23 protein-coding genes and 1 pseudogene are annotated in these 21,692 nt (G+C 31.9%); 11 read left to right on the forward strand and 13 right to left on the reverse strand.

Annotated elements, in window-relative coordinates:
- Window positions 1–353 (forward strand): DDE-type integrase/transposase/recombinase (locus tag KA828_RS11255; protein ID WP_145380112.1); only part of this gene is annotated, 353 nt, incomplete at its 5' end.
- Window positions 354–409: 56 nt separating this feature from the next.
- Here KA828_RS11255 and KA828_RS13235 read toward each other — a convergent pair.
- From KA828_RS13235 to merR, 7 genes and pseudogenes are all read right to left on the reverse strand, one after another.
- Window positions 410–544 (reverse strand): annotated as a pseudogene (locus KA828_RS13235) (YnfA family protein); the annotation flags it as partial.
- Between the two features lie 324 nt (window positions 545–868).
- Window positions 869–2,215 (reverse strand): dihydrolipoyl dehydrogenase family protein, encoded by a 1,347-nt coding sequence (locus KA828_RS11265; RefSeq protein WP_019467798.1) that lies wholly within the window; start codon window positions 2,213–2,215, stop codon window positions 869–871.
- Between the two features lie 125 nt (window positions 2,216–2,340).
- The gene (gene merA / locus KA828_RS11270) at window positions 2,341–3,984 is read right to left on the reverse strand and encodes a mercury(II) reductase (RefSeq protein ID WP_019467797.1); all 1,644 of its coding nucleotides are present in this window, start codon (window positions 3,982–3,984) and stop codon (window positions 2,341–2,343) included.
- A gap of 19 nt (window positions 3,985–4,003) precedes the next feature.
- The gene (locus KA828_RS11275; RefSeq protein WP_021459891.1) at window positions 4,004–4,684 is read right to left on the reverse strand and encodes a cytochrome c biogenesis CcdA family protein; all 681 of its coding nucleotides are present in this window, start codon (window positions 4,682–4,684) and stop codon (window positions 4,004–4,006) included.
- On the reverse strand, window positions 4,681–5,133 hold the full coding sequence (locus KA828_RS11280) for a TlpA family protein disulfide reductase (protein WP_026034731.1): 453 nt from the start codon (window positions 5,131–5,133) through the stop codon (window positions 4,681–4,683). The genes KA828_RS11275 and KA828_RS11280 overlap by 4 nt, the downstream gene beginning before the upstream one ends.
- Window positions 5,134–5,160: 27 nt before the next feature.
- On the reverse strand, window positions 5,161–5,445 hold the full coding sequence (locus tag KA828_RS11285) for a hypothetical protein (protein ID WP_002510753.1): 285 nt from the start codon (window positions 5,443–5,445) through the stop codon (window positions 5,161–5,163).
- 27 nt (window positions 5,446–5,472) lie between these two features.
- Window positions 5,473–5,871 carry an Hg(II)-responsive transcriptional regulator gene (gene merR, locus KA828_RS11290; RefSeq protein WP_210126241.1) on the reverse strand — a complete coding sequence of 133 codons (399 nt, stop codon included), beginning with the start codon at window positions 5,869–5,871 and terminating at the stop codon, window positions 5,473–5,475.
- A 318-nt stretch (window positions 5,872–6,189) separates the two neighbouring features.
- Between merR and copB the strand changes: the two genes are divergently transcribed.
- From copB to KA828_RS11305, 3 genes are read left to right on the forward strand one after another with little or no spacing between them, the layout of a single operon-like run.
- On the forward strand, window positions 6,190–8,286 hold the full coding sequence (copB, locus tag KA828_RS11295) for a copper-translocating P-type ATPase CopB (protein WP_180373869.1): 2,097 nt from the start codon (window positions 6,190–6,192) through the stop codon (window positions 8,284–8,286).
- Window positions 8,287–8,300: 14 nt separating this feature from the next.
- Window positions 8,301–9,734: a multicopper oxidase family protein gene (locus tag KA828_RS11300; protein WP_210126242.1), complete on the forward strand. Its 1,434-nt coding sequence runs from the start codon at window positions 8,301–8,303 to the stop codon at window positions 9,732–9,734.
- 19 nt (window positions 9,735–9,753) lie between these two features.
- Window positions 9,754–10,236, forward strand: coding sequence for a YdhK family protein (locus tag KA828_RS11305; protein WP_002487267.1), 483 nt, complete (start codon window positions 9,754–9,756; stop codon window positions 10,234–10,236).
- A gap of 205 nt (window positions 10,237–10,441) precedes the next feature.
- On the opposite strand, the gene arsC is transcribed toward KA828_RS11305, so the two are convergent.
- Genes arsC through arsD form a run of 6 tightly spaced genes read right to left on the reverse strand, consistent with a single transcriptional unit; the run spans window position 10,442 to window position 16,178 of the window.
- Window positions 10,442–10,837: an arsenate reductase (thioredoxin) gene (arsC, locus tag KA828_RS11310; RefSeq protein ID WP_210126243.1), complete on the reverse strand. Its 396-nt coding sequence runs from the start codon at window positions 10,835–10,837 to the stop codon at window positions 10,442–10,444.
- A gap of 18 nt (window positions 10,838–10,855) precedes the next feature.
- Window positions 10,856–12,148, reverse strand: a complete 1,293-nt coding sequence (arsB, locus tag KA828_RS11315) for an arsenite efflux transporter membrane subunit ArsB (RefSeq protein WP_210126244.1) — start codon at window positions 12,146–12,148, stop codon at window positions 10,856–10,858.
- Window positions 12,148–12,462 carry an ArsR/SmtB family transcription factor gene (locus tag KA828_RS11320; protein ID WP_002452589.1) on the reverse strand — a complete coding sequence of 105 codons (315 nt, stop codon included), beginning with the start codon at window positions 12,460–12,462 and terminating at the stop codon, window positions 12,148–12,150. The genes arsB and KA828_RS11320 overlap by 1 nt, the downstream gene beginning before the upstream one ends.
- Complete coding sequence (locus tag KA828_RS11325) at window positions 12,459–14,123, reverse strand: FAD-dependent oxidoreductase (RefSeq protein ID WP_210126245.1); 1,665 nt, start codon at window positions 14,121–14,123, stop codon at window positions 12,459–12,461. The genes KA828_RS11320 and KA828_RS11325 overlap by 4 nt, the downstream gene beginning before the upstream one ends.
- Window positions 14,120–15,850 carry an arsenical pump-driving ATPase gene (arsA, locus tag KA828_RS11330; protein ID WP_210126246.1) on the reverse strand — a complete coding sequence of 577 codons (1,731 nt, stop codon included), beginning with the start codon at window positions 15,848–15,850 and terminating at the stop codon, window positions 14,120–14,122. Before arsA ends, KA828_RS11325 begins: the two co-directional genes overlap by 4 nt.
- Window positions 15,831–16,178 carry an arsenite efflux transporter metallochaperone ArsD gene (gene arsD / locus KA828_RS11335; protein ID WP_031886420.1) on the reverse strand — a complete coding sequence of 116 codons (348 nt, stop codon included), beginning with the start codon at window positions 16,176–16,178 and terminating at the stop codon, window positions 15,831–15,833. Before arsD ends, arsA begins: the two co-directional genes overlap by 20 nt.
- A 284-nt stretch (window positions 16,179–16,462) precedes the next feature.
- Here arsD and KA828_RS11340 point away from each other — a divergent pair, with 284 nt between their 5' ends.
- From KA828_RS11340 to KA828_RS11365, 7 genes are all read left to right on the forward strand, one after another.
- Window positions 16,463–16,663, forward strand: a complete 201-nt coding sequence (locus tag KA828_RS11340; RefSeq protein WP_031886421.1) for a hypothetical protein — start codon at window positions 16,463–16,465, stop codon at window positions 16,661–16,663.
- 32 nt (window positions 16,664–16,695) lie between these two features.
- Complete coding sequence (locus KA828_RS11345) at window positions 16,696–17,016, forward strand: ArsR/SmtB family transcription factor (RefSeq protein WP_031588348.1); 321 nt, start codon at window positions 16,696–16,698, stop codon at window positions 17,014–17,016.
- An 89-nt stretch (window positions 17,017–17,105) separates the two neighbouring features.
- Window positions 17,106–17,990 carry a permease gene (locus tag KA828_RS11350; RefSeq protein ID WP_113525140.1) on the forward strand — a complete coding sequence of 295 codons (885 nt, stop codon included), beginning with the start codon at window positions 17,106–17,108 and terminating at the stop codon, window positions 17,988–17,990.
- A 13-nt stretch (window positions 17,991–18,003) separates the two neighbouring features.
- The gene (locus KA828_RS13300; protein WP_002488994.1) at window positions 18,004–18,132 is read left to right on the forward strand and encodes a hypothetical protein; all 129 of its coding nucleotides are present in this window, start codon (window positions 18,004–18,006) and stop codon (window positions 18,130–18,132) included.
- Window positions 18,133–18,572: 440 nt separating this feature from the next.
- A complete protein-coding gene (locus KA828_RS11355; RefSeq protein WP_000677988.1) occupies window positions 18,573–18,878 on the forward strand; it encodes a hypothetical protein in 306 nt (101 codons plus the stop codon).
- Window positions 18,879–19,076: 198 nt separating this feature from the next.
- Window positions 19,077–19,940, forward strand: a complete 864-nt coding sequence (locus KA828_RS11360; protein ID WP_000680580.1) for an LEM-3-like GIY-YIG domain-containing protein — start codon at window positions 19,077–19,079, stop codon at window positions 19,938–19,940.
- A gap of 107 nt (window positions 19,941–20,047) precedes the next feature.
- Window positions 20,048–21,523, forward strand: a complete 1,476-nt coding sequence (locus tag KA828_RS11365; protein ID WP_001138664.1) for a DUF6038 family protein — start codon at window positions 20,048–20,050, stop codon at window positions 21,521–21,523.
- The last annotated feature ends 169 nt before the right edge of the window (window positions 21,524–21,692 follow it).

The following is a 21,692-nucleotide window of genomic DNA, read 5'->3' on the forward strand; positions in this document are numbered from 1 at the left end:
GAGATAATCATTCAGCATATGCGTTTATTAAGCGACTTATTAAACAATTTGGTAAACCTCAAATGATAATTACAGACCAGGCACCTTCGACGAAGGTGGCAATGTCTAAGTTGATTAAAGATTTTAAACTTAATCCCGACTGTCATTGTACATCTAAATATCTTAATAACCTCATTGAGCAGGATCACCGTCATATTAAAGTGAGAAAGACGAGATATCAAAGCGTCAATACGGCAAAGAATACACTCAAAGGTATTGAATGTATTTATGGTCTATATAAAAAGAACCGTAGGTCTCTTCAGATCTACGGATTTTCGCCGTGCTACGAAATTAATCACATGTTGGCCAGTTAAGGGAATACTACCATGTTAAAATGATAATTAGTTATATTTTTTCTGACTTTGCAACAGAACCAAACTATGGCTATTCCCCCAAAGATCCCCAAATAAAGTGGCTTCCCTTCTCTGAGACATAACCAAATTAGATAACCACCACCAATTTCAGCTAATCCTGCAACAATGAATACTACAATTGTATAAATCATAAAGCACCCCTTGAACATTTAATCAATATAGCAATTATAACGTATCCTTTTTGAACTATGATAATTATTTCAAGCATAGAGTGATTAACAACAGTTTGGAGGGATAGTATTGAACGAGGATTTTATATATGCAAATCAAATACTTAATAGTCGAGGTACCGTCGGAAAAATACGGACGTTAAGGATTTTGAAAGATAAAAAAGCTTAATTCCTCCGTATTTTTAGTGAGAAATTAAGCTTTTGATTTTCAACAATCGCCCTTTTCTGAATAAGCGTGTACAAGAGATAATGGAAAAATCATGCTGGAAAAACATATGATAAAAATTACAACATGTGTGCAATGTCTGAAGCTACTGTTGGATAGGCAAATATCATTTGTTTCAATTCTTTGGTTGAAATCCCAAAACGAATGGCTGTTGCAAAATGATTAATCAGTTCATCGGCTTCATTACTAATCAAATGAGCACCAACAATTTGATCATGATCTTCGTCAATCAGCACTTTAAACGCAGCAAAGTCCTCATTTGTCCGTTTATACGTAAACCAGTCGGAGATGTTTTTCTGCTTTACTTTAATATTCCGGCCAGAGTTTTTGGCTTCCTCCTCGCTCATACCTACCGATGCCATTTTAGGTACGGTAAATACAGCAGATGGAATCACGGGATATTCAATTTTTTTGCTGTTCCCTTTCAATAAATTAGATGCTACGACATGAGAATCTGCACTGGCTACAGGTGTGAGGGGCAAGCCATCCGTTGCTGCAGCATCTCCAGCTGCATAGACATTCGGGTTACTTACACTTTGCAAATACTCATTAACATGGACACCATGTTTTTTCCTTTCTATATTCCCTTTTTCAAGATTCATATCTAAGGCAGGGACCCGTCCAGCACCATGAATAACAATGTCTGCTTCAAACCGCGTTATATCCTCTTTTTTTCGAGCGTACACATGAAACTTTCCTTGTTCTTTTTCAATGGATTCAACGGAATGTTGAAGATGTACCTGTATGCCAATCTCTTTCGACTTTTCTAAAAGGATATCTACAAGATCTATATCAAAATTCTCCAAAGGTCTTTGACCTCGATGGATAATATGAACTTCTGATCCAGCACGTGCCGCGATATGAGCAAATTCAAACGAAATATACCCACCACCAACAAAGACGATTCTTTGTGGTAATTCATCCAACTCCAAAAACTCATCACTATAAGTAAGATGTTCTTCTCCTTCTATGGGTAAAGGGGTAGGTTTCGCACCACTAGCGATCAAGAAATGACTCCCCTCGAGCACTTCTTTATTCACTTCAAGTTTGTCCTCACTCACGAAAGATGCATTGCCATGATACGTATCGATTCCCTGTTTATTCAATGCTTCCTCTTTTTTTTCCGGGACATCATCTGTAAAGGTTCTTTTAAAATTCATAAGATCTTTCCAGTTGATGGAGACTTCAGACGGTACTCCATTCTTAACCATCCGTTTGTTCCAATCAATAAGCTCGGCAGCACCATGTAGAACCTTTTTTGGGTCACATCCACGTAGTGCACACGTGCCTCCAAACGGCCTGTCATCTACCATAGCTACATTCCAGCCGGCTTTATTACATTTTGCTGCTGTGATTGAACCCGCAGAACCTGTACCAATCACAATAAGATCGTATTTCTTTATCATCATTAACCTCCTCGCAGAATTGACTCTATAATACGTTTGCCTTATTTCTATCTAATGAAACCGCGTACCTTGTCCAAGGTTGAAAGAATCCACCGTCTTAACCAAACGGTGGATTCATTGTGTTGTTATCCCGCACAACAAGATAATTTTGAAACATCTTTATCAAACGTCAGGGCAGCTAATTTCAATCCTTCTGCCATTGTTAAATATGGTGCAAGGATTTCTTTTAAATCATCTACGGTTAAACCAAACTTAACGGCTAAAGTCGCTGCATAAATCACTTCACCTGCATTTTCAGATACAACATGAACCCCTAACATTTTCAATGTTTTCGAATCAGCAATAAGCTTAAAAACACCTGTTGTTTCATGATTTACTATCGCTCTTGGAACAGCATCTAAAGGCAATACGGAGGTTTTGACCTCATAGCCTTTTTCTTTTGCTTGTTCTTCTGTTAAGCCTACTGTTGCTACCCCTGGATTTGTAAATGTCACGCCGGGAACCACTGATAAATCTAGTTTTTTATTTAATCCACCGATTGCATTATCGGCAACAATTCCACCTTCATATGCTGCTAGATAGACAAATTGAGGCCCTAATGTAACATCTCCTGCCGCATAAATCTTTTCATTACTTGTTCTAGCATAATCATTTATCAGTATTTCTTTTCGTTTTCCGACTTTAACCCCAGCTGCATTTAAATTCAACGTATCCGTATTTGGTTTTCTTCCTGTTGCAACAAGCAGCTGCTCTGATTCAATCACTTTTTTCTTGCCATCTACTGTAACATGAACCTTCTTTATCTCTCCAGATTGTTCTACACGCTCAAAAGATGCCCCTTTTACAAGGTTTATTCCTTGTTCAATTAAAGCTTTTTCTACTACTTCAGAAATCTCTGGGTCATACTCTTTTAACAGTCGCTCACTTCTTTGCATAAGCGTTACTTCTGAACCTAAGTTATGAAACAATTGGCCAAGCTCCATTCCGATATATCCTGAACCGATCACCGTTAATCGTTTAGGTACCTTTTTTATTTCAAGGAGCGTTGTACTTGTTAAATACTCCACTTCTTCAAGTCCTGAAATCGGCGGGAGAGAAGGAGATGCACCCGTTGCAATTAAAAAGCGTTTTGCGGAAAGTTTCTCCCCATTGACTTCAACCGTCTGTTCATCAGTAAATTTTGCTTCACCTACAATTAAGTCAATTCCATATTCATCAATTAGATCCACATATTTTTGATTGCGAAGCTCACTCACTAATTCATCTTTTTGCTTGATTAAGGGTGCTAATTCCACTTCTCCAGCAGATGTTTGTAATCCCGTAAATGGATTTACTTTTGCTAAATGATTAATTTCTCCAGCCCTAAGAAGTGTTTTTGATGGAACACAGCCAATGTTTACACATGTTCCGCCAACGGTTCCACGCTCAATCATGGCTACTTTTGCCCCGTATTCAATCGCTTTGATCGCAGCTGAAAAAGCCGAACCACCGGAACCAATGATAAGTAAGTCATAATCGCCTTCATTACCTAACACCACATTTTCTTGTGATGATATTTCTTCTATTTCTCCAGGTTGATATTTCGCCTCATCAATAGCCTTTTTTGCACTTTCAATCCCAATATCATCGGGTAATTCAAATAATACTTCACCGTGACGAAAACTAGCTTCTACATTCTTGGCACCAATATTTTCAAGTGCAACTGCTACATGTTCTTCACAACCCATACAAGTCATGCCACTAACTTTCATACTGATTTTCTTAGTCATTTTTTAACACTCCTTTTAATTATCGAAATATGCCACCCGGACCAATCCCCCAATAATAAGAAATATAAATTCCTGAAATTAAAATAACAATGGAGGAAATAAATTGGATCATTGCCATATTTTTAGAAAGTAATTGTTGGACATATCTTTTTGAAATCAAAGAAACAATGGTTATGGAAGTAACGACAACACCCATACCGATTGAGTACACAATAAATTTAAGTATAACCATCAATAACGAATTATCTTGCATAGATTCAGTGAGTACAAATAAAAAGGCTGGCAACGTACAACTTAATGATGTGATTCCATAAGCAATACCATAGAAATAAACTGATCGTTTACCCTGTTTAATATTAACTCTTAAAGGTAGAGAAACTTTTTTTCCAAGCAACATCCCTAGTCCCAAAAGAAAGATAAGTACGCCCATTAGAAATGACCAAATTGGAAAAACATTGATTAAAGCTCTACCTAATAACGATAATAGAAAACCGGCTATCACAAAAATAGTTAGAAATCCCAACGTCATAGACAATCCTAACCATAGCCCCTTTGAGATTGTCCTTATTAAGGAACGCCTTGTTTCAACCTCTCCTTCACCAATTAAATAACTAATATATGAAGGCAACATAACAATCCCGCAAGGATTAAACGCAGCAACTATTCCTGCTGAAAAAATAAATATAAAGGGAAACGTCATGAACTACTCACTCCAATACGTGTTAGTTCCTTTTGTAAATCATCGAAGGAAGGGTTAACCGCGTGATATATAACTTCTTGATTGCTATCTATTAAAAAAACTTCTTCCAATTGTTTTACTTTATACTTTTTAGTGAGTTCATATTCTTTATCGATTAAATGTGTCCATTCTCCACCATATTGACGTTGGAAATCCTTTAAATCTTGTTCTGTATCTTGTAGGGGATCCATATCAACAGTTATAAGTTGAACATTGTTCCCATATTTATTATGAATCTGTTTAAATACCTTTTCCCCTGCTACACAAGTCGGACACCAAGATGCCATGAAATAAATGAGTGTTGGCTTCTCGGAACTTATTGGTTGTGTTTTTTCATTGTTTATCGTGTTGGTTCCATTGGATATTCCACATGCTGAGAGGCTTACAATAATGAGAGCTGATAATAAAATCTTTTAAAGAACAATATTGATTTCAAATCACTCCCCCCCTTTTTCTTCTGTTTCACTGAATTTAGAATGGCAACAATCCGACTGACATGTATTACGACTACCTCTTCTTTTTACCAACATAATCAGTCCGACAATTAACAAAACAGCACCAAATATCCAAACTTGTTTTCCTATTAAGAAAGCACCCATAGAACTCAATCCAATTGCAATTAAAAGGATTGGTAAAGCGCAACATAGAACCAACAATGCTGGTATTCCTAAAAACAATAATTTATCATTATCCTTTACATTTTTTCGCTTTTGTACAGTCAATTTACATCACCTGCTAAAAAGTTGATTTTAACCCTCAAACATTTTCTCAATAATAGGGCAAGAATATAAATATTCTTCATTCGGACAACATTCTTTTAAATCATTCAACATATTCTCAACACGCATTAAATCTCTAATTTGTTGTTGTACTTCATCAACTTTTTGAGAAACGAACTCATATATATACGAACACCGCACATCATCCTTATCTACAACACCAAGCAACTTGTGGATTTCACTTAAAGAAAAACCAAGCTCTTGCATCCGTTTAATAAACCATACACGCTTAACATCATCATCTGAATATATCCGATAACCAGCTTTCGTTCGGGAAGGTTCTTGTAATAAATTTTTTTGTTCGTAATATCTAATCGTCTCTTTATTTACCCCACATTTTTCTGCAAATGCAGTAATACGATAACTCACATAGTTCACCTCTAAATAATAATAAACCGCGTACCATAGTACGCGGTCAAGTATAATACATTTTTCTTCTTCAAGTGTCTTGCTTGTACTTTAAGGGAGCCTATCAACTCCACTTGGTTATTATTGTGATCTACTCAAACATTATAGTCAAATGACCATTTGATTGTATTTGTTATTCCTTTAAATAGTGACATAAATGGTTATTTTCTGTACATTACAAAATAAAAAAGTCAAATGGTATATACCCCTATACCGTATATGTTATACTCAAATTGTCTTATTACTATCTTTAAAAATATAAAATTAGGAGGTTTAATTTTGTCGAATAACAAAAAACACCAAAATCATGAGCATCATAGTCATCAAGAACATGAAAATCACACTAGTCATGGTAATCATGAGCATCATAGTCATCAAGAACATGAAAATCACACTAGTCATGGTAATCATGAACATCACCATCATGGAAATTTTAAAAGTAAATTCTTTATTTCTTTGATTTTTGCGATACCGATTATTATTTTATCGCCCATGATGGGAGTTAAATTACCGTTTCAAATTTCATTTACAGGGTCAGATTGGATTGTATTAATTCTTGCTACAATTTTATTCTTTTACGGAGGAAAGCCATTTTTATCAGGGGCTAAAGATGAAATTTCAACTAAAAAACCTGGAATGATGACGCTTGTTGCTCTAGGTATTTCAGTAGCTTATATTTATAGTTTATACGCCTTTTATATGAATAACTTCAGTGGTTCATCCACACATACAATGGACTTTTTCTGGGAATTAGCGACTTTAATTTTAATCATGTTATTAGGTCATTGGATTGAAATGAACGCAGTAGGTAATGCAGGCAATGCACTGAAGAAAATGGCAGAACTTTTACCTAATACTGCAGTGAAGCTGATTGATAACAATCAACGAGAAGAAGTTAAAATATCAGATATTCATATTGACGATATTGTGGAAGTCAGAGCAGGCGAAAGTATACCCACAGACGGAATCATTGTTCAAGGAGAAACATCAATTGACGAATCATTAGTTACTGGCGAATCAAAAAAAGTTCATAAAACTCATAATGATGATGTTATTGGAGGTTCAATTAATGGTTCAGGTACAGTACAAGTTAAAGTGACTGCTACGGGTGAAAATGGCTACCTATCTCAAGTTATGGGTCTTGTTAACCAAGCTCAAAACGATAAGTCAAAAGCTGAACTCCTCTCTGATAAAGTCGCAGGTTATTTGTTTTACTTTGCAGTAAGTATTGGCCTGATTTCATTTATTGTATGGATGCTTATTCAAAACAACGTCGATTTCGCACTTGAACGGCTAGTAACCGTATTAGTCATTGCTTGTCCACATGCATTAGGCTTGGCAATACCTTTAGTTACAGCACGTTCTACCTCTATAGGCGCACATAATGGTTTAATCATTAAAAACAGAGAATCTGTAGAAATCGCACAACACATTGATTACATCATGATGGATAAAACTGGGACACTAACTGAAGGTAACTTTTCAGTGAATCACTATGAAAGTTTTACAGACGAGTTAAATAATGAAGAAATATTGAGTCTATTTGCTTCATTAGAAAGTAATTCTAATCATCCACTTGCCACTGGTATTGTTGATTTTGCTAAAGGCAAAAATATTTCATATGCTACTCCTCAAGAAGTTAATAATATTCCAGGTATAGGCTTAGAAGGCACAGTTGATAATAAAAAACTCAAAATAGTGAATGTTTCTTATCTCGATAAAAGCAATTTTGATTATAATAAAGAACAATTTACGAATCTCGCTCAACAAGGGAATTCTATTAGTTATCTAATTCATGACCGACAAGTTATTGGTATTATCGCACAAGGCGATAAAATTAAAGAAAGTTCAAAACAAATGGTTTCGGATTTATTATCGAGAAACATTACGCCAGTCATGCTTACAGGCGATAATAAAGAAGTGGCACAAACAGTGGCTGAAGAATTAGGTATTAGTGATGTCCACGCGCAATTGATGCCCGAAGATAAAGAAAGTATTATCCAAGATTATCAAAGCAATGGTAGCAAAATCATGATGGTTGGTGATGGTATCAATGATGCGCCAAGCCTTATTAGAGCAGATATTGGTATGGCAATTGGCGCAGGGACAGATGTAGCTATTGAATCGGGGGATGTCATACTCGTTAAAAGTAATCCTTCTGATATTATCAATTTTTTGTCCCTTTCAAAAAATACGATGAAAAAAATGGTTCAAAATTTATGGTGGGGCGCAGGATATAACGTGATTGCAGTTCCTCTTGCAGCTGGTATATTAGCTTCTATTGGTTTAATATTATCACCTGCTGTGGGTGCAATACTTATGTCTTTAAGTACGATCATCGTAGCAATTAATGCATTTACATTAAAATTAAAATAAAAGAGGTAAATATAATGTATAAAAAAATGTTCACAATTTTAATTACGTTATTTTCTATAATGTTTATGGTTCCTAATGATACTTTTGCAGAAGGTAAGCACAACATGATGGACATGAAAGAAAATGATCAAAAGCGAAATGATATGATGGATATGAAAAGTCATGACGAAAGAAAAAATTTGAATTCTTCACAAGGAAAAAATGAAATAACATTTCCCAAAGTTTTAGATCCTAAAAAAGATAACAATGGTTATAAAAGTTATACATTAAAAGCGCAGAAAGGAAAGACAGAATTTTACAAAGGTAATTTCTCTAACACTTTAGGATACAATGGAAATTTACTTGGGCCAACTTTAAAATTAAAAAAAGGAGATAAGGTTAAAATTAAGTTAGTCAACAACTTAGATGAAAATACAACATTTCATTGGCATGGGTTAGAAATAGATGGAAAAGTGGATGGAGGCCCTTCTCAAGTTATAAAACCAGGAAAAGAAAAAACAATAAAATTTGAGGTTAAACAAGAGGCTGCTACATTATGGTATCATCCCCACCCCTCCCCAAATACAGCTAAACAAGTTTATAATGGTTTATCAGGGTTATTATATATAGAGGATGACAAAAAGAATAATTATCCTAGCAATTATGGGAAAAATGATTTGCCTATAATAATCCAAGATAAAACATTTGTATCTAAAAAATTAAATTATTCAAAAACGAAAGACGAAGATGGCACTCAAGGTGATACTGTTCTTGTGAACGGAATAGTAAACCCTAAACTGACAACAAAAGAAGAGAAAATACGTTTGAGACTTTTAAATGGTTCTAATGCTCGAGATTTAAATCTTAAGCTAAGTAATAATCAAAGTTTTGAGTATATTGCTTCAGATGGCGGTCAATTAAAAAACGCTAAAAAATTAAAAGAAATTAATTTAGCTCCTTCAGAAAGAAAAGAAATAGTAATAGATTTATCTAAAATGAAAGGCGAGAAAATCAGTCTGGTTGATAATGATAAAACTGTAATTTTACCGATTAGTAACAAAGAGAAAAGTTCTAACAAAGGTAATACACCAAAAGTAAGTAAAAAAATAAAATTAGAAGGTATGAATGATCATGTTACCATTAATGGTAATAAATTCGATCCTAACAGAATAGATTTTACACAAAAGTTAAACCAGAAAGAAGTATGGGAAATTGAAAATGTCAAAGATAAAATGGGTGGTATGAAACATCCTTTCCACATCCATGGAACGCAATTTAAAGTTTTATCTGTGGATGGGGAGAAACCTCCAAAAGATATGAGGGGTAAAAAGGATGTTATATCTTTGGAACCTGGACAAAAAGCTAAAATAGAGGTTGTATTTAAAAATACTGGAACATACATGTTTCACTGTCATATACTTGAGCATGAAGATAATGGAATGATGGGTCAAGTAAAAGTAACAAACTAATCAATAGGGAGATTTTAATATGATGAAAAAAGATAAAGACACTAATGACCAAAAAAGTGAGAGCCATATGAAGCATAATGATGAAAGTAAAGTTCCTGAAGATATGACATCGACTAATGAGGGTGAATTTAAAGTAGGAGATAAAGTAACGATTACAGCAGGACATATGCCAGGTATGAAAGGTGCAGAAGCTACTGTAAAAGGTGCGTATAAAACATATGCCTATGTTGTAAGTTATAAACCCACAAATGGAAATGAAAAAGTAAACAATCATAAATGGGTCGTAAACGAAGAGATTAAAGATGCACCTAAAGATGGATTTAGTAAGGGCGATACTGTTAAATTAGAAGCAAGTCATATGTCTGGTATGAAAGGTGCTACAGCCAATATAGATAACGTGAAAAAGACGACTGTTTACGTGGTTGATTACAAATCCAAAGATAATGGTAAAATCATTAAAAATCATAAATGGATGACAGGAAATGAATTGAAAGCACGATAAAAATCTAGTTCTAGATTGAGAAATAAATAGATATAAAGATATCCTCCTTAATCAATAATTTAAATAACTTATTATTGTTAAGGAGGATATTTTTTAGTGTGTAAATTAAATAGATAAGAAAAATGACTAATCCTGGAGATAAATCAAAAAGTATAAAATAATTAATAATAAAAAAGCGTCCCAATGATATTGAGACGCTTAAAATTTATCTAGCCTTAAATGAGTCAATGGCTGCTTTGATTTCATCTCTAACACGTTGGAATTCTGACCAAGGTTTGCCTGCTGGATCATCAAATCCCCAATGTTCCTTCTTTACATTAGGCGGCAATACAGGACAGTTTTGATCAGCATCGCTACATAGAGTTACTACTAAATCAGATTGGTTTAGTATATTTTTGTCAATTAAATTAGAAGCATGATTTGATATATCAATTCCAACTTCTTTCATAGCTTCTATTGCTTTTGGATTTACACCGTGTGCCTCAATACCTCCAGAATATACTTGCCATTCATCTCCTAAGATTTTTTTACCCCAGCCTTCAGTCATTTGGCTACGGCATGAATTACCTGTACATATAAAGTAAATTGTTTTTTTATCCATAAATAGTTTCCTCTTTTTTTAGAAAATAATAAGTGTTAGATATAACCCTAACAGTGTGATAAATAATACCGGAATCGTTATAATAATACCGATTTTAAAGTATTGTCCCCAAGAAATTTTAACACCTTTTTGAGTAAGCACATGTAACCAGAGAAGTGTTGCTAACGAACCAATTGGTGTTATTTTAGGTCCTAAATCAGATCCGATAACATTCGCATAAATCATGCCTTCCTTGAGTATACTTGTTGTTTGAGATTGACCAATCGCTATTGCATCTATTAAAACAGTTGGCATGTTGTTCATAATGGATGAAAGGAATGCAGCTATAAAGCCCATGCCCATGATACTACTAAATAAGCCGTAATTTGAAATATTTGTTAGTACATCACCAAGAAGCGTTGTGATGCCCACATTTTTTAGACCAAATACCACAAGATACATACCAATAGAGAATAAAACAATATTCCATGGCGCACCTTTAATTACTTGTTTCGTATGCACAGCCTTAGACTTACGTGCTAATAATACAAATATTAAAGCAATGATACCAGCAATAATTGATACTGGAATATTTATAAACTCACTTATTAAATAACCAACTAGCAATACAGTGAGTACAATCCACGAGATATTAAAAAGCTTTTTGTCCTTAATCGCTTCTTTTGGTTCTCTAATATTTACTGCATCAAATTTTCTTGGGATAGACTTTCTAAAATAAAGCCATAAGACAAGAATACTTGCGATTAAAGAGAATATATTAGGTATAATCATTTTACTGAAGTACTCAACAAATCCAATATCAAAGTAATCAGCAGAAACAATATTAACTAAATTACTAACAATTAATGGAAGAGACGTAGTATCTGCAATAAAACCACTAGCAATAATAAATGGGAATATCGCTTTTTTATCAAATCCTAAACTACGTACCATTGCTAAAACAATAGGCGTCAGTATTAAAGCCGCACCATCATTTGCGAAGAAGGCTGCTACAACTGAACCTAAGAGCATGATAAAGATAAACATTTTCAAGCCATTACCCTTTGATGCTCTTACCATATGTATGGCAGACCATTCAAAGAATCCAATTTCATCTAATATGAGTGAAATAAGAATAACTGCAACAAAAGTTAAAGTCGCATTCCAAACAATTCCAGTAACTTCTAGTACGTCTGAAAAGCTTACAACGCCAGTGATTATAGCAACTACAGCACCAATTAAAGCTGTAACACCAATATCCAAACCTTTAGGTTGCCATATGACAAAAATTAACGTTAATAGAAAAATAGTGATTGCTAATATCGTCATCATTAACACTCACCTTTCTCTACTGTTTCACATATACATGGGACAGTACTGGAACTCAATAGAGTCAGTCGTGATGTAACGTCATCCAATACGTCATGATTCAATTTGTATAAATTTTTATTACCATCTTTTCTGGATGTAATTAAATTATTGTCTTTTAATACTTTCATATGATGACTTAATGTGGGTTGAGAAAAAGAAAAATGCTCTAATAAATCACAAGCGCATAATTCACCACAAGATAACAAATCTAATATTTCAAGACGGCTACTATCAGCAATCACTTTTAAGTATTGTGAAATTTCTTTATAATTCAATTTTTCTTCTTCCTTTCTACTTGGAACCTTTTATAACGTTGATAATTTTTATTACCACCTGACAAATTAAACACTTGTTTAAAACCTAAATTAATGAGTACGTTTTGTGCAGCATTCCCAGTAGTACCTTTATTACAATAAGTCACTATCTTTTGATTTTTATCTAATGTTTTTGCATAACTTCTCAACATTTTCAATGGGACGTTAATCGCTCCATCAACATGATTAACTTCAAATTGCTTTGGAGAACGTACATCTAAAATCAATAAATCATTATTTTGTTTTATGACTTCTTCAGGCGTTATAATTTTGCGTCCTCGAGTAATATTGTGTCCAATCATCCCTGTATAAATAACAGGATCTTTAGTTGTAGAAAAAGGAGGCGCATATGCTAAATCTAAATGAAATAAATCTTCTGCATTGGCACCAAACGTTATAGCAGTAGCTAGTACATCTATTCTCTTATCTACACCTTCATACCCAACAATTTGGGCACCCAGTAATTTAGAATTGTTTTTATCAAATATAGCTTTAATTACCATTTCTTGGCCTTGCATATATTCTGGACGATTCGGTTTCACATTGTGTAATACGTCAATATCAATATCTAAATCAATAGCTTCTTTTTCAGTTAAGCCTGTTTGGGCAATTGTCATATCAAATACACGAACAATGCCTGTTCCTAAAATCCCTTTATGTTCTAGATTTCCACCAGTTAATCGATCTCCTAAAATACGTCCCATTTTATTTGCTGTAGAACCTAGCGGTCTATATATAGGGTTACCGGTAATTAAATTATAACTTTCTGCTGCATCACCAATTGCATATATATGAGGAATATTTGTTTCCAAATACTTATTGGTTTGTATTGCTCCAGATTCTCCAATATTAATACCAATTTCTTTAGCTAATTTAGTATTTGGTATGACACCAATCCCAATAATAATTAAGTCTGTATCAATTAATTCGCCAGTTTTTAAGCTGACTCTATTTATCGTATGATTCTCATCATAATCAATAATGTCAATTTCATTATAGACATATACGTTAGCTTTATCTTCAATATATTCTTGAATCATAAAACTCATATCGTCGTCTAAATGAGGCATAAAAGTGTTACGTTGAACAATTGAAGTGTTGTAATTAGATAATTGTTCTAACATCTCTAAACCAATAAATCCACCGCCAACGATTGTTATATTCTGAACATCATGGTCATTAATATAATTATAAATTGCTTTCGCATCATTAATATTCTTAACTTTAAACACATTGTTATAGTCTTCGCTATCTAATTGAGGAAGTTCTTTAGGTGATGAACCTGTGGCTAATACTAATTCGTCATATTCTTGAATCATCTTTTCATTATTTACTAAATTGGTAACTGTTATTGTTTGATCAGTATCATTTATCTGATTCACTTCATGTTTTGTATAAATATCTATATTAAAGCGCTCTTTAAACCATTTAGCATTTCTTGGCGTGAGTTCATCAATATCAGATACATTACCGCCTATATAGTAGGGGATACCACATACTGAATACGAAATATCACTATCTTTATCAAAAACGATAATTTCCACATCTTCACTATTTCTTCTTGCTTTAGCCGCGACACTTGTACCGGCAGCAACTGAACCAATGATAACAATTTTTTTCAATATTCTAACCCTCCATAAGGTATGACAAAGTAATTATTAAGACTTTCATTTTTAATCTTGTTTATCCAAATCGATTCATCTTCTTTTTTGTTACTAAAAAGGTCATCACGTTGATTTAGCGTAACTAATGATTGATTAACGACCCACCAATTATGTCCTATATTGGCTCTATTTAAATCTTCTACTAAACGTTTAGATTCTAAATAAGGTGTTTTTTCTGCTAGTGTTACGATTATCATCTGTGTTAAATCTTGATTTTGAATTTTAGGTAATAACGTTTCAACATTACTGGTAGTTTGAGTTGATTTTTTCTTTAATTCTTTATGGTGATTTTCACTAGAATCAAGTAACAGCAAGGTATGGCCTGTAGGAGCTGTATCTACAATTACGTAATCCATGTCTTCTTGGTTTTCCATAATGTCACTAAAGGCTTTGAAAAATGCTATTTCTTCTGTACAAGGTGATTTTAAATCTTCCATAATATAATCGATATCGTCTTGTGGTGTATCATCATTCACTGTGGCTAGGACTTCTTTTTTATACTTTTCTAATGCTTGTTCTTCATCAATATAAGCAGTATTTAAATTACTTGTGGTTTCAACATTAATTTCTTTAGTAGGGTCAGTAGTTGCTAAAAGAACACGATGTCCTTTATTAGATAATGCTGTAGCTAACTGCGTTGCTACTGTCGTTTTACCAACGCCACCTTTTCCCATTGTAAATAAGTATTGAACTTTACTATTTTCAATTTCATCTATTAATTTATTGAATTGCGGATGATCTTCAACAATAAAGTCATCATTTTCAATTAAGTTATCATCATTTAATAGATTAGTTAAACTTTCTATACCTTCTTCTTTCTGCTTTTTATATGGAACGTAATAAGCATGATTGTTATTTAACCATTCAATAAAATGATTAATGTTTTTATCTTGTTCTGATTTCATCTGACTCGAAATTAAACCGTGACTTTCTTCTATATAGTTGTTAATGATTACTTTGAATTTAGAAATTGACAGTTGTTGTAATTCTTGTTGCGCTCTTTGAATTTCATATATAGAAGAGTGGCTAGGTCTCGCAACTAACATCATGGTCGTATCTTCTTGGTTACGTAGTTTTTCAAGTGCCGAATTATATTTATCTCTATTTTCATCTAAACCCGATAATTGACCTAAGCAAGAAGCGTCATTACTTGTTGTATTTAAATAATCTGTCCATGCAGAAGGTAATTCAAGCATTCTCAAGGTGTGACCTGTTGGAGCTGTATCAAATATAATGAAATCAAATTCTTGTTCTAAAGTTTTATCGGATAAAAAATTTGTAAATTCATTAAAAGCTGCTACTTCAACTGTACACGAACCACTTAACTGTTCTTTCATCTCAGAAAGCACATCTTCTGGTAGAATACCCTCATAAGGTTCTATAGATTGTGCTTTATAATCTTCTGCAGCAGCAATCGGGTCAAAATTGGCTATAGAGAGATTAGGTATAGGTTGATATTTAGTTAATTTATTAGATAATTCCATTTGAAATACATCTTGTAAATTACTAGCTGGATCAGTACTTACTAAAGCTACTTTCTTTCCATTCTCTGCTAAGTTTAAAGCAATAAAACTTGATATCGTCGTTTTGCCTACGCCACCTTTACCAGTAAAAAACAAATATTTTGTTAACTCAACGTTATCTAAATTCAATTTATTTAAGTATTTAACAGCATCCATCTCCATCACAGCATCCTCCATTTCTCATCTGATTAACCGTAATAATTTCATCAGCTTCTTCTTGGGTAATATAAGCGCCCGTTTTAGCTATATTGCCTTCTATAAAAGTGATTGGTAAAACTTCATTACCTTTTTCTTGAATTAAACGAATAGCTTTTTTATTTTTAATAAATTCGTTCGGATTATTGTTCATATTATAACGATGAACTTCTATTTGATTTTGTTTTAAATATTCATTGATTTGGTTCGTCTTTATTAGTGTTTCATCCGGTTCTGGACCACATACGCCAGTAGAACAGCACATAGCTTCTTCGTATATTTCAATATTTAACATTATACTCACCTCATTAATTATTTTACTATCATAGATTAACATCTATATAGATTGGTGTCTATGTATTGATTTGGATTTTTAAAATTTTACTTAATTTGAGTTTCTAATAATATAGCTAGGAAGAAAATATTTTTACTATTGCTGTGGAGCATGTCTAAGTTTATGTAAAATTATAGTTTTTTAATCTTGCAATAATGTATATATTGGTTTATATTTAATATATCAAAAAAAGTTGATATATTAAATGGAATAAAATTATTTAGACAATAAGGAGGTGTGCCTGATTGCGAGTAAACCACGCAAGTACTTTATCTGTTGGTTACTTTGTAAGTTATTTAAATCTTGTTATGGTATCAAGAGAAGTCACTTTAAAAGAAGCTACAATATATATGGAGAAGGAGTTCTTTAAAGGTAATATTCATCAGTATGGTGAATCAACAGAAAATAACTACAAACAAGCAATACAAGAACTCAAACAAAAATAGAAATATCTATATATAAGAGAGGTGATTATTTAATGGAAATTATTCAGTCCAGTCCTAATAGAACTGAGGAAGAACAATTAGACTTTTATGAACAGATGTTTAATGCGCTAGCTGATAAAATCAGACTTAAAATTCTACATTCAATACGTCAAAGTGATTCAAAATCTTTATGTGTTTGTGATCTAGAAGAATTATTAGCATTAAAACAATCTAAACTTTCCTATCATTTAAAAAAATTAGTAGATGCAAATATTCTTATTGCTGAAAAGCATGGCACATGGAATTATTATAAAATTAATGAGCAACAAATACAGGTGGTTTTAAAAGAAGATACTTGCTGTAAGATACTTTAAGTATCTTCTTTTTAACATAGAATTAATCAATTTTTTTTGATTATTATATCAAGAAAAGTTGATTAAATAAATTCGGAGGCGTTATACTAATGGTAGATTCAATTATGGAATTCATAAAAACATTTCTGATGTTATTTTTTGAATTATTATTACTATTTATAGTAGTGAGTTTTATAGTAAGTCTGATTCAACAAGTTGTTTCAGAAGAAAAAATTAAAAAGCTTTTGAGCAAACCTAATAAAGCCGTCAATTATATATTAGGTATGATATTTGGTGCTGTTACACCATTTTGCTCTTGTTCAACTATTCCAATACTTGCAGGTCTATTAAATTCCAAAGTTCCTTTTGGTCCAGCAATGAGTTTCTTAATTGCTTCACCGTTAATGAATCCATTAATGATATTTATGTTATGGGCATTATTAGGGTGGAAAGTAGCTGTTGTTTATTTTGTAGTACTAGCAATTTTCAGTATTTTAACAGGTTTAGTGTTTTCAAAAATGAATTTAGCTGAAAGTTATAAAGGGGTCAATGTTAAAGGTGATGGCTTTTTTGCTAATAAATCAGGATCTCGTTTTAAACAAGCATTAAACGATGCGTGGGCATTTTTATACCCAATGTTACCTTATCTATTTATTGGTGTATTTATTGGCGCCTTTATATACGGATTCATACCTGAAGAATTTATAACTAAGTATGCAAGTGGTGATGGTTTTATATCGATCTTTATTGCTTCTGTTATCGGTATCCCTATGTATATCAGACCAGAAACAATGTTACCTATAGCCGAAGCATTAGTATCAAAAGGTATGTCGCTAGGAACAGTAGTAGCATTAATAATTGGTGGTGCTGGCGCAAGTATTCCAGAAGTCGTATTGCTATCTAAGTTATTCAAGAAAAAATTTGTAATATCATTCGTTATCGCCATTTTAGTTGTAGCTATTTCTACAGGTTTGATTGTGAACATCGTTATTTAAAGGAGGTGAGATAATGGGAGTCAAAGACGTATTAAAAAAATTAAAACCTCAGGAACAATCTTGTTGTTCAGTAGAAATTGAAGAAAAAAAAGAGAAAAATGAAAAAGAGCAGCAGGATAATAATAATTGTTGTAACAATTAATTTATAAGCTTGTAAAATATATGCTTCTAATAAATGAACGACAAATTCCAATGTAATAGTATGGAATTTGTCGTTCTTTCGTTTCAGTTAAGAAAAATTATTTTGCTTGTTTAGTATTTCTTTAAGACTTATAACAAAAAGACGTTAATTAAAAACCGCATCATTAACCGATACGCAGAGGCTTATCATAAATAAAACTAAAAATTAGATTGTGTATAATTTAAAAATTTAATGAGATGTGGAGGAATTACATATATGAAATATTGGAGTATACCTTGCAATATCATACGATGTTTATAGAGTGTTTAATAAACCATTTTTCAACTATTGATGATCTAGAATATATAATAACTGTACAAATTATATTGATTATGGAACTACAATTCAATTAAGAAATTGATGATGAAATTTTAAATTTAAACTAATGGAATCAAGAAAGAATGAAAGGAAATATACAATGCCCACGATTAATAAAAGGAAGTTTATTAGATTTTGTGTTAGAAACAGTAGATGTTTTTGTAAATGGAAGTAAAAATGATTGCGAATTAGTAAATTTTAATTATAAAGAAGGAAAAGTAGTTTCACGTTATAGTACAAAATTTGAAAGCAATCCTAAATTAAGAAAAAAGCAATTGATATCGACGGTAAAAGTTGTAAGGTATGTTATTTTTGATTTTGAGAAAATTTTATGGGGCATAGGGAAAGTTTTATTGAAGTTCATCATATTAAGGCAATGTTTACTATAAGAAAGTTGAAATACACTCAGAAACAGACTGGATTCCCGTTTTTTTCAAATTGGCACAAAATGATACATAGGCCCACCTATATATTGAAGATTTAAGTTAAACGATAAATAATATTTTTCTCTTTTGTATAGAAATTTTTTTGGGAATGATATTAATTAGTATAAAAATGAATATGTCTACAAAGAAGGAGAGATTTTATTGAAACACATTAATCAATTTTCTGAATCGACACTAGCACAACTAGAAAAAGATCAACAACACGTATTTTATGTATACTGTTTGATGGACCCAAGAAATGATGAATGCTTTTATGTTGGTAAAGGTAAGGGGAATAGAATATTTAAACATAAACAAGATGCGCAGAAAAAAGTATTGTACGAAGATATATTTATAGAAGAAAATAAAGATAACTTGAAATTTAATAGAATTAACGAAATTTGTAGCAATGATTTGAATGTTTTAGGATATATAATCAGTTATGGATTAACCGAATCTGAAGCATTTTCTGCAGAAAATGTTCTTATAAACTTTCTTAACCTAACAAATAAAACTACATTAACAAATATGATTAACGGTCATGGATCTAAGGCATACTTAGTTGAAGATTTAGAAAATGAATTTGGCTACGATTCAATTAATCTTGAAAACATAAATACGAATGAATTAATTTTAGCAGTGAAAATCAGAGATGCATTTCTATTAGATAAGGATGAAAGTAAAGAGTATCCTATTAATGAAAGTAAACGTGATAGAAATAACCTTAAATCGCGTACATTAGGTAGTTGGATAATAGGAAAAGATAAAATACATAAAATAAAATATATTATTGGTATCAATACAGGTGCTAATAATGCAGTTGTCTCAGCTTATGAAGTATCATTTGAACAAGCGGAGAGTATCGAAACAAATAATGGTAGAATGAGATATGCGTTTATTGGGCTTTCAGAAAGAGATGCTACTCTAAAAAAATTGAATTTATACAAAAAAGCACTACCAGATTTAAGATTTGGTAGTGGTAGCGCTACAGCATATATAAATAATGGGACAATGAAAGTTGATTAAATGAATAAAAACATCCAATTCCTTAAATTAGCCTTTGAAAATTTTATACTCGTATATATAAGTGAAAAACTTAAAAGAATTAGATGTTAATTAAAGGAGAGAATGCTATGCCATCAGATGATATTGTAAAAAAACTATACTCAAAAGAGGATATTCGATTAGAATTAGGACTTACTCCGCATAAGTTTAATAAAAAAATGGAAACTATTGCTAAGCTTTTTAAAATTGATATGAAAATTTTTCACAATTACAAAGGCCAAGATAAAAATAATCAGTATACATTTAATGGTGTCGCAAAAGAATTAATCAAAGTGTTGCTAAAAAGTGTTGATTATTACCCAGTGGATATCAATTCCAAAAAATTTAAACAAAATGGAAAATCTAAAAAAGAAATGATTGAAAATATAGATAACTCTAGTTACATGAAATATATTTATCAGTTAATGAAATCTATCAATGAAATTCAATACAAAAGGTTAATTGCTGATATACATATGAAAGATGTGTACCAGAATACAAAAGCATGGTTAAATAATGGTGAATCAATTAATAAAAAAGAACAAGAGCTATACCAATATATGACAATTTTACCATTACATAAAAGAGTTGAACTGCAAAATGAGGTATTAAAATCTATAGACGAAACAATTTTTCAATTTCTCGCAAAAGAACATAGAAATAATCAAATTGAAGAAAATAATGAATTAGAAGCATATACAAAAGCAATAAAAGAAGGTAGAAATCCTAAAAATGATTATGAATTAAATCATCTCCTATATAAAAAAAATCAATTACCCTTAGATAGTCTAATAGAAGATATATGGGACTATGAGGAAACAGAGTATACTGAGCTTGATTGGTTAATTGCAGATATGCTAAAACGTTCACAAAGAGCTGATAGTAATTTTATCGAAAGTTTAGAGAAGAAAAACAAATTGAGAAAAAATATTCATAAAGATTCCATTAAAAGTATATCTAAGTTGATTGATCATGAATTAGTTAAAAATAATAGAAAGTGGGACGTAGCAGAATTTTATAAAAATCAACAATTTTGGAATAATAGTACATTAAGACGTAGCTCTCAAAATTTTGGAATTTTATATTACAAAAAGAATAGGTTACATACAATGAATCAAAGTAATATTATTAAGAAAATAAAAATTATCGAAGCTAATATAGAGAGTGCAAATAAACAGCCGAGCTATTTAGATTTCTTTTTACAAGCTAAGTTTGATTTAGAGAGGTTAGAAAGTGAATTAATGAAATATAGCATTAATCCGAAATATTTTAATAAGATAAATAGTGATTACGTAAGATATGCTATTGAAGATGTACATAATGCAATTATTAAAATTGACAGATATATAAGTAACGATAAAGTGAAGTTAAACTATTCAAATGTCCAAATGGTAGTGAGAAACGAAATAACAGAACAAGGAAGCTACTTTGTAACCCAGGCATTGAATACACTGTCAAAGGTAGAAGAGTCTGGCTACAGCTTTGATAATTTCATGGTAGGACCTTTCGTAGAAGACTTTAAAAAAGCAATTAAAAATCGTAGATTTGGTTCTAAAAAAGATTAAGATTGTTTTTTAGAGTTAAACATAAGAATAAATTTAAATAAAAAAATAAACCCAACAAACCTTGTTATATCAATGTTTGTTGGGTTTATTTTTTTGGTGATTTTTTAATAACTCAATTACATCTTAGGATAATATCGCTAAATTATACATTGTCGAGGCCAAGACAAAT

It is taken from the genome of Staphylococcus sp. GDY8P85P, from assembly GCF_017892405.1.
Classification (GTDB): Bacteria; Bacillota; Bacilli; order Staphylococcales; family Staphylococcaceae; genus Staphylococcus; species Staphylococcus borealis.

What these genes read in the sequence shown, in the direction of transcription:
- KA828_RS11350 (WP_113525140.1), top strand. Translation starts at nt 17,106, where the DNA reads ATGGTAGATTCAATTATGGAATTCATAAAAACATTTCTGATGTTATTT.
- KA828_RS11365 (WP_001138664.1), top strand. Translation starts at nt 20,048, where the DNA reads ATGCCATCAGATGATATTGTAAAAAAACTATACTCAAAAGAGGATATT.
- KA828_RS11305 (WP_002487267.1), top strand. Translation starts at nt 9,754, where the DNA reads ATGATGAAAAAAGATAAAGACACTAATGACCAAAAAAGTGAGAGCCAT.
- merA (WP_019467797.1), bottom strand. Translation starts at nt 3,984, where the DNA reads ATGACTAAGAAAATCAGTATGAAAGTTAGTGGCATGACTTGTATGGGT.
- KA828_RS11265 (WP_019467798.1), bottom strand. Translation starts at nt 2,215, where the DNA reads ATGATAAAGAAATACGATCTTATTGTGATTGGTACAGGTTCTGCGGGT.
- KA828_RS11275 (WP_021459891.1), bottom strand. Translation starts at nt 4,684, where the DNA reads ATGACGTTTCCCTTTATATTTATTTTTTCAGCAGGAATAGTTGCTGCG.
- KA828_RS11355 (WP_000677988.1), top strand. Translation starts at nt 18,573, where the DNA reads ATGAAAGGAAATATACAATGCCCACGATTAATAAAAGGAAGTTTATTA.
- KA828_RS13300 (WP_002488994.1), top strand. Translation starts at nt 18,004, where the DNA reads ATGGGAGTCAAAGACGTATTAAAAAAATTAAAACCTCAGGAACAATCT.
- arsD (WP_031886420.1), bottom strand. Translation starts at nt 16,178, where the DNA reads ATGTTAAATATTGAAATATACGAAGAAGCTATGTGCTGTTCTACTGGC.
- KA828_RS11345 (WP_031588348.1), top strand. Translation starts at nt 16,696, where the DNA reads ATGGAAATTATTCAGTCCAGTCCTAATAGAACTGAGGAAGAACAATTA.
- arsB (WP_210126244.1), bottom strand. Translation starts at nt 12,148, where the DNA reads ATGATGACGATATTAGCAATCACTATTTTTCTATTAACGTTAATTTTT.
- arsA (WP_210126246.1), bottom strand. Translation starts at nt 15,850, where the DNA reads ATGGAGATGGATGCTGTTAAATACTTAAATAAATTGAATTTAGATAAC.
- KA828_RS11300 (WP_210126242.1), top strand. Translation starts at nt 8,301, where the DNA reads ATGTATAAAAAAATGTTCACAATTTTAATTACGTTATTTTCTATAATG.
- arsC (WP_210126243.1), bottom strand. Translation starts at nt 10,837, where the DNA reads ATGGATAAAAAAACAATTTACTTTATATGTACAGGTAATTCATGCCGT.